The sequence below is a fragment of the Planococcus sp. BI3 genome, assembly GCF_056680115.1.
The window spans coordinates 1,132,485-1,147,923 of the sequence record NZ_CM155266.1 but is presented as its reverse complement, the minus strand read 5'-3'; the positions used below and the strand labels follow the sequence as shown (position 1 = coordinate 1,147,923).

Sequence of the window (15,439 nt, the reverse complement as noted above, 5' to 3'; positions counted from 1 at the left end):
CCTTGATCTAAATTTCCCGAAGTATTATTTTATCCATCCCACCTCTTTCGCAGCTTAATCTATAAGAATTTCAGCTCAACTATAAATGCTGAAGAAACTATTTTCATACATGATAAAGGGACAGCAACGTTGATTGAAGTTGGCGCTAAGCTAAGAAATTCAAAATAGTCCAATAGTAATGGAAAAAGGGTGGGCCTATGTGGTTCATCCTTTTATTCGTCTAAATAAGTAGGAAAATATAAAAAATTTACTTTTATAGGGTTCTATAGATTTTTTTAATAAAGAACTGTGATAATATTTATCTATTATAATTATGTGGAGGCTTATTATGAAGAAACTATTAAAAGCCGAAAAAGGATTAACTTTGGTGGAAGTTTTAGCATCAACTGTTCTAATCACCTTAATACTGGTATCTTTCATAGCGATATTTGCTCAAGGAGCAAAAACAAATATGGTTTCAGAGAATATAGTAGATAGTACATACCTTGCTCAAACAGAAATGGAATCTATTATTGCACTTTCGAAAGCGCCTCATGAAGATACGCCGAAAGTTGAAATGGACAAAGAATATGGGACGGGTCTTATTTCATCCAACAACGAATGGATCGAATATGAGAAAAACATCCCCAATTCTACAGAGAAGTATTCTATCCGAATAAAAAATACGACATCTACTAGAACAAACGTAATCGTAGAGGTAGTGGACAATGAAAAAAATGTTGTAAGAGCCAAAATGGAAAACGTTGTATTGTGGGAAGAGGACAACCAATGAAAAGAATGCTTGCCCAGCAAAAGGGCATTACGTTAGTTGAACTATTGGCGGTTATGGTAATTGGAGGGATCGTCATGATTTTAATCCTAAGTATATTTTCGAATGGAAATAAAACGTACCAAAACCAAACTGCAAGATCAGAGCAACTTACTGATATGAGGTATGTTGCGAAGGTGATTACAAAAGAAATAAGAATGACTGACAAAGTCTCGATTATGAATGGTGATTTAATCCTTGGAAGTGATGAAAAGCTAGTTTTTTCATTGGAAAATGGGCAAATAAAAAAAGATGAAGAAGTAATTGCTTCTGAGATTGCTGTTTTAGCTTTTCAATTTATTGATAGAACATTAATAATTGAAATAGAAAGTAAGGACGAAAATAATAATAAGCAGCAATTGGGTACTGAAATATACATTAGAGAAGGTGTAGTTATTGAATAAGTTTCTTAAAAACAAGCATTTATTCAAGAGTGAAGGCGGCTATACCCTTCCAATCGTTTTATTGATTTTAGTGGTTTTTTCTATACTTGGAATAAGTTTAATGTCTATATCCATGAATTCCCTAAAGTTGTCAGATAGTGAACGTAAAGACCAAGCTGTTTATTATATCGCAGAAAGTGGAACTACAGTTGTTCTCTCAGACATCAATACTATGGTAGATACTCTCTCAAATTCTTCAGCAACTCTAAGCGAAAACGATTTCTTTATTAAACTGGAACAGGATATGTTAAAAAACAAAGTTATAAATGGTTTTGAGAAGAACAGCGGGGAGACTCCTTTTGCGAAGGTGACTGTAAAACTTATAGAGATAGATGAGGAATTAAAAGAACGTAAATATGAAATTATTTCTAAAGGTGAAATTGGAAAACGAACGCGCACCGTTGGAGGAAGTTTTAGTGTTTCATTTAGTGCTGGTGATCAAATTTCATTACCGCCAAACCTGGGGGTATTTTCGAATGATAAGATATTATTGTCAAATGGCACAATTGAAGGCAACTTAATTCTTAACAAATACAGTTCTAAAGGGATAGAAATTACAGGGAATCCTTCTGTTAAAGGTGCGATTATTGTTCCAGTAGCATCTGGGAATAATGTGTTTAGTGCACCTACGTGGTGGATAAATGAAAACAAGCCTGCAATTTTTAAGGAGCATCAGCTTGCAGAATTTCCTCTGCCTCCATTTCCAGAGTTTCCATCAAACTTTACAGCCTTGCCTAATATGAGCGTAGGCAACCACAAAGTTGTATCAGAAAAAAATATAAACATTACAAGTTATTTAGTTGAAAATCATAAAATCACTTTAGACAAAAATTACGAAATAAATAATATTACGTTTAACAGTAATAGGAAGTTAACTTTTATCGTTAATGAGGATCGCTCAATTGTAGTAAATGATATTAGTGGCAGTGGGCATCTGCATGTCGAAGGAAAAGGAAAACTCACAATATACTTAAAAGAAAATATTCAAATAGATGGAAACTTGAACCCGCAAAACTCCGATAACTTATATATATATGTAGGGCCATCAAAAATTCCGAGTGCTCCTAAAACCATAAAAAGTTCGGATTATGCTCAGTTTAATGCTTCAGTTTATGCCAAAGATGCAAACCTGGAAGTTGTTGGATCAGCCGGGGTAACGGGGCATTTGGTTACAGGTGGACAGTCAGTGAAGTTTAGTGGCGGCACACAGGGTGCGGCTAATGGAACAGTGGTGTTTGCTCCAAATGCGGCAGTCGAACTTACGGGCAGTGGAACGTTAAGAGGGGGAGTCATATCCAAAACCTTTAAGATGGACGGAGGTGCCAAGGTAATAAGCAACAACGTAGATTTAAATGAAAATCCTTTTTGGCAAGTTGGCAGCAGTGAAAAAGGAGAAGCGAGCTTTAATAAGCTATTGATTAAGGAAGTTCAAAACTAACCTTCTATATAAAAAATGGGGCTGTTTCTAAACAGCCCCATTTTTTATATGGAATTTCACCCGCGCCTCTTCCCAGCCAACGCCTTCGCCTTCCCGGTATTCGCAAAATGCACTTTCGTCAAACCTTTCAAATATTCCTCACCATGCTTCAGCAAAATCTTCGCCGCCGCTTCGTCGACGATTTTGCCGGCACCTTTTGGCAAGGTGACGCCGGCTTCTGCACTCATGCGGTCCATTTCTTCAAGAAAGGCGACGCGGGCGATAATGGAAGCGCAGGCGACCGACACGTGCAGACCTTCTGCTTTGGTAGAGAACAGGACGTTCTCACGGATAATTTCCGGTTCTTCTTTGATGTGCTTATAATAGATGCCGCGTTCCGCAAACTGATCAATTAAAATCGCGTCTGGTTTTTCAGGTGCGATAGAAGCTAATACATGTTTGAGTGCCTGGTTATGAAGCAGGGCTTTTATTTTTCCCTGTGACCAGCCCTGGCCTTGCACTTGGTTATACTTGTCGTTTTTCAAAGTCAACACTTTATGGGCGAATGCTCTTCTCAGATCGGGTGCCACTTGGCGCATCCAACTGTCGGTCAGCTGCTTGGAATCTTTGACGCCGAGTTCAAGGGCGAGCGCTACTTTGTCTGCGGGTACGTAGCAGGCAGCGACCGTGATCGGCCCAAAGAAATCCCCCGTGCCGGTTTCGTCGGACCCGAGGACGGAGAGCTTGGCAAAACCGTCGGGCAGTTTGTCGCCTTTGGTGGACACGGTCTTTTCGGCCGTAGACGACGCTGCGCCCCATTTTGCGGCTTCCCGGTCGGCGCCATTTCCCTGGAACATGACTTTTCCGGAGGTGTAGACGGTTACGACAGTGTCCGTCAGCTTGGCACTGAACCGGGCGTAGGGGTTCTTGGTCTGGATTTTGTTTTTCTGGTAATGCGAAATCACTTGGAGAATGCTTTCCTCCGGGAGTTTCAAAACTGTATTTGACATGGATACGTCACCTTTCTTTGATTCACAATCGGCTTGTTTTCATGGTATGATGGTCTATAGAATTCTAAAGGGGGATATTGCATTGTCAGAGCAACATAAAATCCATACGGTCGTTGACATCTATGGCAACACCTATAAAATGGTCGGCACCGAAACTTCCGGCCACATGCGTCTCGTTGCGTCGATCGTCGACAGCAAGATGCGGGAGATCAATGCCTTGAATCCATCGCTGGATCAGGCGAAGCTTGCCGTTTTGACGGCATCAAATGCGGTACATGACTATCTTAAACTGAAAGAGCAAGTTGAACAATTAGAAAATGAATTGAAAAAACTGAAGGGTTGACGTGAATGCTTGATATACTTTTAATCATCTTACTGATCGGTGGCATCATCGTGGGCGCCAAAAGAGGATTTGTTGTCCAACTGATCCATATGATCGGATTTGTTATTGCACTTGTCGTGGCCTATAGCTATTATAAACCTTTGTCTGAATACTTTGTGCTGTGGATTCCTTACCCGGCAGTAAATGAAAATTCCCAGTTTACGCTTGTCGTAGACCAGTTGGATCTGGATCAGACCTTCTATCAATTATTGGCATTTGCCCTTATTTTCTTCGTGGTGAAGTTTGCTTTGCAATTGCTTGCGTCCATGTTCGATTTTTTGAAGTTTTTGCCGGTTCTTGGCTTTTTCAGCAAAATCCTCGGTGCAGCTTTAGGGTTTGTTGAAGCTTACATCCTCCTTTTTGTTTTCATCTATGTGTTTGCGCTGCTTCCGGTGGATGTCGTGCAGAACCAGTTGGAGAATTCAGGGATTGCCCAGTCGATGATTGAGCACACGCCTTATTTCTCTGAGAAAGTAAAAGAATGGTGGTATATTTATATGTAGTAGGAACTTCTCTCTTACGAGGGAAGTTTTTTTAATCGAAACGAGGAGGGCTCTTGGTGAATAAGAAAATCATCATCAGAACGCTTGAAAAAATTGCGTTATACATGGAACTCAAAGGGGAAAACCCGTTTAAAGTATCGGCTTTCCGCAAAGCCGCACAGGCGCTTGAACTGGATCAGCGCAGTCTGGATGAAATCGAAGATGTCACCAAGCTGAAAGGAATCGGCAAGGGGACAGGGGACGTCATTCTCGAGTTGATCAATGACGGCAAGTCTACGGTATTGGAAGAGCTTCAGGAAGAAGTGCCGAAAGGGCTTGTGCCGATGATGAAGCTTCAAGGAATGGGCGGCAAGAAAATCGCCAAGCTGTATAAGGAACTGGGCATCGATTCGATGGAAGCTTTAAAGACGGCTTGTCTGAATGGAGAAATCCAGAAGCTTCCGGGATTCGGTCCGAAATCCGAAGAGAAAATCCTGAAAGAATTGAATGACTTTGAAACCAAGCCAGATCGCCAACCCATCTGGAAAACGGAAGAAACGGTGGCGTTCATCGAAGATGTCTTGATTACGATTGCGGAAGTCACCGAGTTTTCTGTCGCCGGCAGCTTTCGGCGTACGAAAGAAACCAGCAAAGATCTGGACTTCATCATCGCGACAGCTGAACCCGCGCTCGTAAAAGAGCAATTGCTGGCAGCCTTGCCGGTAAAGGAAACGATTGCGTCAGGAGACACAAAAGTGTCAGTGACCGTGGATGTGCTGGAGCCGATCGACGTCGATTTCCGTTTGGTGGCACCCGAAGAATTCGTCACAGCGCTCCACCATTTTACCGGGTCAAAAGACCATAATGTCAAAATGCGTCAGCTGGCGAAATCACAGAACAAGAAAATCTCTGAGTATGGTGTGGAACAGGAAGACGGCACCGTCAAGACTTTTAAATCGGAAACGGATTTTTTCGCGCATTTCGGCCTGCCTTTCATTCCGCCATCGGTGCGTGAAGATGGACGAGAGCTGGACCGTCTTGAAGAGTTGCCGGAACTGGTGGCGATCGAAGACATCAAAGGTGATCTGCATATGCACACCACTTGGTCGGATGGCGCCAATTCATTAAAGGAAATGGTTGAAGCCTGTGTAGCAAAATCCTATCAATTCATGGTCATCACCGACCATTCGCAATATTTGAAGGTCGCAAACGGCCTGACGCCAGAGCGGTTGAAGGAACAGCATGGACTGATCCGCGAAATCAACGGGCAGTATCCGGCAATTGAAGTGCTGTCCGGAACCGAAATGGATATCCTGCCGGACGCCACCTTGGATTTTGACGATGACTTGCTGGAACAGCTGGACTTTGTCATTGCCAGCATCCATTCAAGCTTCCAGCAGCCGCAGGAACAGATCATGGAACGGATTTTGACGGCTATGAAAAATCCGCATGTCCACATGATTGCGCATCCCACTGGACGAATCGTCGGCCAGCGTGACGGCTATAATCCGGATGTCGAGCAGATTTTGGACTGGGCAAAGGAATACGGCAAAATTGTCGAATTGAACGCCAGTCCCTACCGGTTGGATCTTGCAGTACCGTATTTGGTCATGGCGCAGGAAAAAGGTGTGCCCGTCGCAATCAATACGGATGCCCATGCCATCGAAGGCCTCGAAGTCATGGAAACCGGTGTCAAACATGCCCAAAAAGCATGGCTGAAAAAAGATACCGTCGTCAACACATGGTCGCTGGAAAAACTGAAAGCCTTTTTGAATGGATCGAAATAAAGAATGAATAAGTGAACTAATAATTTTTATCAAAGACAGTTCCAATATGGATATTTCACAAACCTTTTTTATATCCCGTTGATCAATTTTTCAAAGACGCTGAGAATAAAAAGTGGAAGGCGGCGACTCCTAGGGGAACAGCTCGAGCTGAAGACCCTGGACTGAGCATAGCGAAGGAAGCGGCTGAAGCTGAGCCCCCGGAAAGCGTCCGCCTGGAGCATTTTATTCGTTTCTTCACTCTTAATTGGGGCAGAGTTATCTTCCGCAATATCATTATCAATTTATCTGAAACGTTAGGAGGTTCTTCAATGATCGCAGAGCGCGCATTAAGAACACTTGAATTTTATAAAATCCGCGATGAAGTGGCACGTTACTGTACTTCATCACTCGGAAAAGCACATGTGGACAAGCTTTTGCCGTCCACCGATATCAATGAAGTCAATCGGCTGCTCGAAGAGATGGACGAAGGCGCCCAAGTATTGCGTGTCAAAAACAATGTGCCGATGGGCGGGATTTTCGATATCCGCCTTCACGCACGACGAGCGCAAATCGGCGGCAGCCTTAGCCCGATGGAATTGATGGAAGTGTCATCGACCATCCGTGCGAGCCGCATCCTGCGCCAATTTTTTGAAACCATCCAAGAAGAAGCCGTGATTCAGATTCCGCATTTCCTGGAGAAAAAAGAATCCATGCCGATCTTGACGGCGCTTGAACATGCCATCAACATCTGTATTGATGATAATGGCGGCGTGTTGGACAGTGCCAGTTCTGAACTGCGTTCTATCCGCCAGCAATTGCGGACACAGGAAAGCCGGGTCCGTGAGCGCCTGGAAAGTCTGGTGCGCGGGAAAAACGCGTCGAAAATGCTGTCGGATTCCATCGTAACGATACGCAATGACCGTTTCGTCATTCCGGTCAAACAGGAGTACCGCAACCATTACGGCGGCATCGTGCATGACCAATCTTCTTCAGGGCAGACCCTGTTCATCGAACCGGATGCAGTGGTGCAGGCAAACAATGAAGTGCGCCGCCTGAAGATGAAGGAAAAAGAAGAAATCGACCGGATTCTGCTCATGTTGTCAGCACAAGTGCAGGAAGTGGCGCATGAACTGTTTGAATTGGTCGAAGTGCTGGGTGAAATCGATTTGATCCTGGCAAAAGCAAAATACGGGGCAGCCCATAGAGGCACAAAGCCGACCATGAATACGGAAGGCTACATCAATTTACGAAAAGCACGTCACCCGTTGATTCCGAAAGACGAAGTGGTGCCGAACGATATCGAATTCGGCGGCGAAATAACAGCTATCGTCATAACCGGACCGAATACAGGCGGGAAAACGGTAACTTTGAAGACTGTCGGATTAGCAACATTGATGGCTCAATCCGGCTTGCCGGTGCCTGCTCTCCACGGCTCTGAACTAGCGGTATTCGATCAGATTTTCGCCGATATCGGAGATGAGCAGTCGATTGAGCAGAGCCTCAGTACTTTTTCTTCCCATATGGTCAATATCGTTGACATCCTGACGAAATTCGATGAAAATTCACTGGTGATTTTCGATGAACTGGGAGCAGGAACAGATCCACAGGAAGGCGCAGCGCTGGCCATTTCGCTATTGGATGAAGTCCATGGCAGAGGCGCGCGCGTCATTGCGACCACGCATTATCCCGAACTGAAAGCATATGGCTATAACCGTCCGGGCGTGGCAAATGCCAGCGTTGAATTTGATGTGGAAACATTGAGCCCGACTTACCGTCTATTGATTGGCGTGCCTGGCCGAAGCAATGCTTTTGAAATCTCTAAACGTCTCGGCTTGCCGGATCATATCATCAATCATGCCAAGAGCTTTACGGGAACTGACAGCAAAGCGGTTGATTCGATGATCGCATCGCTCGAAAAGAGCCGCCGTGAAGCGGAACAGGATGCCGAGCGGACCAAAGAAGTTTTGTCCCAATCAGAGCAGCTGAAAAAAGAGTTGGCCAAGCAGTTGGAAGAATACGAGCAGCAAAAAGAACAGCTGGAAGAAAAAGCGAAGGAAAAAGCGCGCAAAATTGTCGATAAGGCCAGAGCGGAAGCCGAAGCTGTCATCTCGGATCTGCGCAAAATGCAGCTCAACCAAAGCTCTTCCGTAAAAGAGCATGAATTGATCGACGCAAAGAAACGCTTGGAAAATGCTATGCCTGAAAACCGCATCCTGAAAAAAGCGGCCAAAGACAATGTGGACAAACCCTTGAAAGCGAATGATGAAGTCAAAGTGATTTCATTCGGCCAAAAAGGGACCTTGGTCGAGAAAGTCTCCAAAAATGAATGGATTGTTCAAATCGGCATTTTGAAGATGAAATTGCCTGAGTCCGATCTGTCCTATACCAAACCGGAAAAGCAAAAACAAACCCGGACTATGGCGACATTAAAAGACCGTGACAGCCATGTGAAAATGGAACTCGATTTGCGCGGTGAACGCTATGAAGATGCACTTGCACGTGTTGAAAAATACCTTGATGATGCGTTATTATCAAATTACCATCAAGTATCGATCATTCATGGAAAAGGGACAGGGGCATTGCGCCAAGGCGTCCAGCAATATTTGAAAAAACATCCGCGAGTGAAAAATTATCGCTTTGGTGAAGCAGGCGAGGGCGGCTCGGGTGTGACCGTCGCCGAATTACAGTAAGTTTCCGCAGAGGAGCGTAAGAAATGACAGAGACTGGATTTTGGACACACCCGCTGGTGGAGTCAGCCGGCTATTTCAGTGTGGTGGTATTGTGCTTGATCGTTGCCATGGTGATTTTTGAAATGGTGACAAAATATAATAACTGGGAACAAATCAAAAAAGGGAATCTTGCAGTAGCGATGGCGACAGGCGGAAAGATTTTCGGCGTCACCAATATCTTCCGCTTTTCCATTGAGCAGCACAATTCCTTGTTTGAAATGATCGGGTGGGGATTATTCGGTTTTACACTGCTGATTTTCGCCTATATTCTGTTTGAGTTCCTGACACCTAAATTTAAAGTGGATGATGAAATTGAACAGGATAACCGCTCTGTCGGTTTCATTTCAATGACCATCTCTGTCGGTTTGTCGTTTGTCATCGGAGCCAGTATTCAATAGGAGTTGGATGTCGTGGAAAACCTTATTAAGATTCTTTTCGTCTTTTGTGCAATCTTTTTGATTGTGGGAGTCATCTTCCTGTTCATTTTCTAATGGACAGAGCCAGCCTTTGAGCTGGCTTTTTTTGTGGAGAAAATTTATATTCATATTGGCCGGCGCGAAAGGAAATTTCTTGAATTTAAGCACAACAGGATCCAACCTTTAAAATTTATATTCAACTTTTAGAAATAAAGTTTGAAAGCGGTATCATTATTCTTTATAATTAAAAATAGGAATATTCGCACGATTCTAAAAAATATTAGGAGGTCTAAAGAATGACAGAAAAGCCTTGGCTTGCACATTATCCACCGGAAGTTCCGCATACGCTCGAATATCCAAGTATGCCTGTACAGGAATATTTAACAAGGGCTTATGAGAAGTTTCCACAAAAAGTGGCGATTCACTTTATGGGCAAAGAACTTACCTATGAGGAACTCTATCAATCCTCCATGAAGTTCGCCAATTACCTTCAAAAACTGGGCATCAAAAAAGGCGATAGAGTTTCGATCATGCTGCCCAACTGTCCACAGGCAGTCATCAGTTTTTACGGCATCCTTTATGCCGGCGGAGTTGTTGTCATGACCAACCCCTTATATACAGAGCGGGAAATCTCCTATCAGATGAAAGATTCAGGGGCAAAAGCCATTATTGGGCTGGATATTTTATTCCCGAGGATTTCGAAAGTATTAAAGGAAACAGATTTGGAAAATGTCATCGTCACCGGCATCAAGGACTACCTTGCATTTCCAAAAAACCTGGTTTATCCGTTTATCCAGAAAAAGCAATACGGCATGACTGTGAAAGTCGAACACAGAGGCATCAATCATCTGTTCACTGAAATCATGAAGACCGCACAGCCGACTGTTGTCGAAACGCCGTTTGATTTTGAGGAAGACCTGGCTTTGCTGCAATATACAGGAGGTACAACCGGTTCACCGAAAGGCGTTATGCTGACGCATAAGAATATCATTTCAAATGCGACAATGTGTGACAGCTGGCTGTATAAAACCAAAGACGGGGAAGAAACCATCATGGGAATCATCCCGTTATTCCATGTCTATGGCTTGACGACGGTATTGATCTTATCGGTCATGCAAGGAAATAAAATGGTGTTGCTGCCGAAATTCGATCCGGAAACGGCATTGAAGACCATCAACAAGCAAAAGCCCACCCTTTTCCCAGGTGCGCCGACTTTGTATATCGGATTGATGAACCATCCGGATATTGCTAAATATGATTTATCTTCTATTGAAGCATGTTTAAGTGGTTCTGCACCTCTTCCAGCGGAAGTACAGGAGAAATTCGAAAAGCTGACTGGCGGAAAACTGGTGGAAGGCTATGGATTGACTGAAACGTCTCCGGTTACCCATTCGAATCTGGTGTGGGGAGAACGGACGAAAGGCTCGATCGGCTTCCCGTATCCGGATACCGACTGCAAAATCTTCCAGACAGGCACGACAACTCCCGTACCGAACGGCGAGATTGGTGAAATTGCCATCAAAGGCCCGCAAGTGATGAAAGGCTATTGGAATAAACCAGAAGAAACCGCTGCGACGATCGTAGATGGCTGGTTGTTGACTGGAGACCTTGGCTATATGGATGATGAAGGCCATTTCTTTATCGTTGACCGCAAAAAAGACATGATCATCGCAGGCGGTTTCAATATCTATCCACGTGAAATCGAAGAAGTCCTGTATGAACACGAAGCCATTCAGGAATGCGTAGTTGCCGGAATACCAGATCCATATCGCGGGGAAACGGTAAAAGCATACATTGTGCTGAAAGAAGGCTATAATGTTACAGAAGAAGAACTCAATACGCATTGCCGAGAACACTTGGCTTCATTCAAAGTGCCGCGCGTTTATGAATTCCGTAAAGAACTGCCGAAAACAGCAGTTGGGAAAATCCTGCGCCGTTCACTGGTGGACGAAGAGGTCGCTAAGCAGAGCGAAGCAGTTTCATCGTAAATGGATAAAAGCTTGACACTTTAATGAATAAACTATAATATGAAAATATGAATGAATCGCCATTCATATTTTCATATTTTTTTGGGTGGTGACAACATGATAAAAAAAGATAAGCCGAAATATAAACAAATCATCAATGCGGCCGTTATTGTCATCGCTGAAAATGGCTATCATCAGGCCCAGGTCTCGAAAATAGCCAAACAAGCCGGTGTAGCCGACGGAACAATCTATTTGTATTTTAAAAATAAAGAAGACATCCTCATTTCTGTATTTCAGGAAAAGATGGGTATTTTCGTCAGCAAGCTGGAACAGATCATCTCCCGCGACTTGGATGCGTCAACCAAACTGGGGCTGATGATCAAAAGTCATTTCGAGTTATTGGCTAGCGACATCCATCTCGCGATTGTCACGCAACTTGAATTGCGGCAGTCGAATTACGAAATCCGCATGAAGATCAATAACGTGCTGCGGGAATATTTGAATCTGATGGACAAGATTTTGATCAAAGGCATGGAAGATGGAGAATTTGATGCGGAAATGGATATTCGTTTAGCCAGGCAGATGGTATTTGGTACAATGGATGAGACCATTACCACATGGGTAATGAATGATCATAAATACGATCTAGTCGAACTCGCACCACAAGTTCAGCGTCTGCTGCTGAAAGGCATGCAGGCTTAAAGGAAGGGGCTCATTGGATGGAATTTATCAGTTGGAAAAAAGAAGATGGAGTAGCTGTCGCGACGATTAATCGCCCGCCGGCAAATGCACTATCGCGTTCGCTTATTTTGGAAGTCGATGAATTGTTGAACCAAGTGGAAAATGATGAAGAGGTTCGCGTCATCGTCCTGCACGGAGAAGGAAGATTCTTTTCTGCAGGGGCTGACATCAAGGAGTTTACGCAAGTATCTTCAGGAGAAGAATTTTCAAAATTATCAGCGAGTGGCCAGAAAGTTTTTGAACGCGTTGAAACTTTCCATAAGCCAGTCATCGCGGCGATCCACGGAGCGGCTTTAGGCGGCGGATTGGAATTGGCCATGAGTTGCCACATGCGATTTGTCACTGAAAATGCTAAACTGGGATTGCCGGAGCTTCAACTAGGGTTGATTCCTGGATTTGCTGGAACGCAGCGCCTGCCAAGGTATGTAGGAGCAGCAAAAGCGGCAGAGATGCTGTTGACGAGCGATCCGATCTCCGGAACGGAAGCAGCGCAATATGGCTTGGCAAACCGTGCCTATGCAGAAGAAGACCTACTTTCGGAAACGCTTTCAATCGCCCGCAAGATTGCGAAGAAAAGTCCAGTTTCTGTGAAAGTGGCAATCGAGATGCTGCAGTACGCCAAGCCGGCTTCATATTACGAAGGCGTAAATGCTGAAGCACAATCTTTTGGAACCGTTTTTGTTTCAGAAGATGCAAAAGAAGGAATCCAGGCATTCCTGGAAAAGCGTGAAGCACAATTTAAAGGGAAATAATACTCGGGAGGTTTACGTTCATGAACATTTATGTATTGGTAAAACGTACGTTTGACACAGAAGAGAAAATCGTCGTTTCAGGTGGGAAAATCCAGGAAGACGGCGCGGAATTCATCATCAATCCATACGATGAATACGCCATTGAAGAAGCCATCACGGTCCGCGATGCACACGGCGGCGAAGTGACAGTGGTCACAATCGGCAACGAAGAAGCCGAGAAACAGCTGCGCACAGCACTGGCGATGGGCGCTGACAAAGCCGTCTTGATCAATACAGAAGACGATGTTGAAGAAATGGACCAGTTTACTTCTGCGTACATACTGGCTGAATATTTAAAAGATAAAGAAGCTGATTTGATTTTAGCGGGCAACGTCGCCATCGATGGCGGATCTGGACAAGTCGGACCACGTGTGGCTGATTTGCTGGGCATCAACTATGTAACGACCATCACCAGCTTGAGCATCGACGGTGAAACCGTCACCATCACCCGCGATATCGAAGGCGATGCGGAAGAATTGGAAACGTCATTGCCGCTTCTGGTAACCGCTCAGCAGGGCTTGAACGAGCCGCGTTATCCGTCGCTTCCAGGCATCATGAAAGCGAAGAAAAAGCCGCTTGAAGAATTGGAACTGGATGACCTGGATATCGAAGAAGACGATGTCGAAGCGAAAACAGAAACTATCGAAATCTACCTGCCGCCGAAAAAAGCGGCTGGCCGCATTCTGGAAGGCGACATCTCCAATCAGGTAACCGAACTGGTCGGCTTGCTGCGCAACGAAGCGAAGGTTATATAAATAACGAAAAGCGAAGGTGCCCGTTCAGCTCTGACAGGGGTAAGACAATCTGGCGAAGCGGCATGTTTTCGCCGCAAAGCCGGGTTGGCTTATGACCCGAAGAGTTGGGCACTGGAGTCTGGACACCGAAAAGCGGAAGTGCCCGTCCAGCTCTGAAAAGCTTAAAAGCGGGATACTTCCATTAAACTAACGGCAATTAAACATTCCATCTATATTTTCACATCTACTTAGGGGGTAAACGGACCATGGCGAAAAAAGTATTAGTGTTAGGCGAAACGCGCGAAGGTGCTTTGCGTAATGTCTCATTTGAAGCAATTGCAGCGGCTAAGAAAATTTCTGGCGGCGGCGAAGTGGTAGGCGTGTTGATCGGTGACTCGGTGGCTGATTTTGGCGCTGAATTGATTGCATACGGTGCAGACCGTGTGGTAACGGTTGAACATCCGCACTTGAAATCCTATACATCTGACGGCTACGGCCAGGCATTCATGGCAGTCGTTGAACAGGAAAGCCCGGAAGGCATTGTCTTCGGCCATACGGCAGTCGGCAAAGACCTGGCACCGAAAATCGCGTCCAAGCTACAAGCTGGATTGATTTCAGATGTTACGGACATTGAAGGCGAAGGCGATGAGGCCGTTTTCATCCGCCCGATCTTCTCTGGGAAAGCATTCGAAAAAGTGAAGCTGAAAGAAGGCATCGATTTCATCACGGTGCGTTCAAACAATATTGCACCGCTTGAACGGCAGGAACGCTCTGGCGAAGTCACTTCGTTGTCGGTAGATATCACGAACCTTCGCACCATCATCAAAAACGTCGTGCGCAAATCAACAGAAGGCGTCGATCTTTCGGAAGCGAAAGTCATCGTAGCTGGAGGCCGTGGCGTCAAGAGTGCAGACGGATTTGAGCCGTTGCAGGAACTGGCGAATCTTCTTGGAGGAGCTGTTGGGGCATCGCGCGGAGCTTGTGACGCGGATTATTGCGATTACTCGCTTCAAATCGGACAGACAGGCAAAGTGGTGACACCTGACCTGTATATCGCAGCTGGTATTTCCGGTGCGATCCAGCACATGGCCGGCATGTCCAACTCGAAAGTGATCGTCGCGATCAACAAAGATCCGGAAGCGAACATCTTTAAAGTCGCGGATTACGGCATTGTTGGAGACTTGTTCGAAGTCATCCCGATGCTGACGGAAGAATTCAAGAAAGTTATGTAATTTTGAACGGCGGCAGGTCACTAGACCCGCCGCCGTTTTCTGTTTAACACCGCTAGTTGCCGGGTATTGGAAGAGTAGGCAAAAAAATAGCTAGTGTTTTTACCACATGCTATACTCTGTATTATAGTTTGGTTTAATCATAAGGAGGAATTATTAATGGCAATCGTACACGGTACAGATCAGAACTTTTCACAAGAAGTAGCAGAAGGACTCGTTTTAGTAGATTTTTGGGCAACTTGGTGCGGACCATGTAAAATGATCGCTCCAGTACTTGAAGAATTAGACGCTGAAATGAGCGATAAAGTTAAAATCGTAAAAGTTGATGTGGATCAAAACCAGGAAACAGCTGGAAATTACGGCATCATGTCAATTCCGACTTTGCTTTTATTGAAAGACGGAGAGACAGTTGATAAAGTGGTTGGTTTCAGACCGAAAGAAGCTTTAGCTGAATTGGTTGCAAAACACGCATAATTCTTAACCGGGTCCAGTGATGGTACCCGGTTTTTTAATAGGGTGAGATA

15 protein-coding genes are annotated in these 15,439 nt (G+C 44.7%); 14 read left to right on the top strand and 1 reads right to left on the bottom strand.

Translation table 11 applies throughout. The features are described 5' to 3' along the window. The first annotated feature begins 328 nt into the window (after positions 1-328). The 3 genes from AC1MEO_RS05800 to AC1MEO_RS05790 are packed head-to-tail and all read left to right on the top strand — an operon-like array spanning position 329 to position 2,689. On the top strand, positions 329-772 hold the full coding sequence (locus AC1MEO_RS05800; protein ID WP_480334959.1) for a type IV pilus modification PilV family protein: 444 nt from the start codon (positions 329-331) through the stop codon (positions 770-772). Beyond that, positions 769-1,212, top strand: a complete 444-nt coding sequence (locus AC1MEO_RS05795) for a PilW family protein (RefSeq protein WP_480334957.1) — start codon at positions 769-771, stop codon at positions 1,210-1,212. The genes AC1MEO_RS05800 and AC1MEO_RS05795 overlap by 4 nt, the downstream gene beginning before the upstream one ends. Further along, positions 1,205-2,689, top strand: coding sequence for a pilus assembly PilX N-terminal domain-containing protein (locus AC1MEO_RS05790; RefSeq protein WP_480334955.1), 1,485 nt, complete (start codon positions 1,205-1,207; stop codon positions 2,687-2,689). Before AC1MEO_RS05795 ends, AC1MEO_RS05790 begins: the two co-directional genes overlap by 8 nt. Before the next feature lie 56 nt (positions 2,690-2,745). On the opposite strand, the gene rnhC is transcribed toward AC1MEO_RS05790, so the two are convergent. Continuing rightward, positions 2,746-3,678, bottom strand: coding sequence for a ribonuclease HIII (gene rnhC / locus AC1MEO_RS05785; protein WP_480334954.1), 933 nt, complete (start codon positions 3,676-3,678; stop codon positions 2,746-2,748). An 82-nt stretch (positions 3,679-3,760) separates the two neighbouring features. Here rnhC and zapA point away from each other — a divergent pair, with 82 nt between their 5' ends. The 11 genes from zapA (at position 3,761) to trxA (ending at position 15,389) form a co-directional block, all read left to right on the top strand. After that, positions 3,761-4,021, top strand: coding sequence for a cell division protein ZapA (gene zapA, locus AC1MEO_RS05780; RefSeq protein ID WP_065537053.1), 261 nt, complete (start codon positions 3,761-3,763; stop codon positions 4,019-4,021). Positions 4,022-4,026: 5 nt separating this feature from the next. Beyond that, positions 4,027-4,563, top strand: a complete 537-nt coding sequence (locus tag AC1MEO_RS05775) for a CvpA family protein (RefSeq protein WP_480334952.1) — start codon at positions 4,027-4,029, stop codon at positions 4,561-4,563. A gap of 56 nt (positions 4,564-4,619) precedes the next feature. Then, a complete protein-coding gene (polX, locus tag AC1MEO_RS05770) occupies positions 4,620-6,329 on the top strand; it encodes a DNA polymerase/3'-5' exonuclease PolX (protein ID WP_480334950.1) in 1,710 nt (569 codons plus the stop codon). 308 nt (positions 6,330-6,637) lie between these two features. After that, a complete protein-coding gene (locus tag AC1MEO_RS05765; RefSeq protein WP_480334949.1) occupies positions 6,638-8,998 on the top strand; it encodes an endonuclease MutS2 in 2,361 nt (786 codons plus the stop codon). A 23-nt stretch (positions 8,999-9,021) separates the two neighbouring features. Beyond that, on the top strand, positions 9,022-9,435 hold the full coding sequence (locus AC1MEO_RS05760) for a DUF350 domain-containing protein (protein WP_223638360.1): 414 nt from the start codon (positions 9,022-9,024) through the stop codon (positions 9,433-9,435). A gap of 314 nt (positions 9,436-9,749) precedes the next feature. After that, positions 9,750-11,441, top strand: coding sequence for an AMP-binding protein (locus tag AC1MEO_RS05755; RefSeq protein ID WP_480334947.1), 1,692 nt, complete (start codon positions 9,750-9,752; stop codon positions 11,439-11,441). Positions 11,442-11,537: 96 nt separating this feature from the next. Then, the gene (locus AC1MEO_RS05750) at positions 11,538-12,122 is read left to right on the top strand and encodes a TetR/AcrR family transcriptional regulator (protein ID WP_480334946.1); all 585 of its coding nucleotides are present in this window, start codon (positions 11,538-11,540) and stop codon (positions 12,120-12,122) included. Between the two features lie 17 nt (positions 12,123-12,139). Then, complete coding sequence (locus tag AC1MEO_RS05745; RefSeq protein WP_480334945.1) at positions 12,140-12,913, top strand: enoyl-CoA hydratase; 774 nt, start codon at positions 12,140-12,142, stop codon at positions 12,911-12,913. A 20-nt stretch (positions 12,914-12,933) separates the two neighbouring features. Continuing rightward, entirely contained in the window at positions 12,934-13,707 is a 774-nt protein-coding gene (locus tag AC1MEO_RS05740; RefSeq protein ID WP_480334944.1) for an electron transfer flavoprotein subunit beta/FixA family protein, read from the top strand. 245 nt (positions 13,708-13,952) lie between these two features. Continuing rightward, the gene (locus AC1MEO_RS05735) at positions 13,953-14,918 is read left to right on the top strand and encodes an electron transfer flavoprotein subunit alpha/FixB family protein (RefSeq protein WP_480334943.1); all 966 of its coding nucleotides are present in this window, start codon (positions 13,953-13,955) and stop codon (positions 14,916-14,918) included. Between the two features lie 156 nt (positions 14,919-15,074). Beyond that, positions 15,075-15,389, top strand: a complete 315-nt coding sequence (gene trxA / locus AC1MEO_RS05730) for a thioredoxin (RefSeq protein WP_480334942.1) — start codon at positions 15,075-15,077, stop codon at positions 15,387-15,389. Positions 15,390-15,439: the final 50 nt, after the last annotated feature.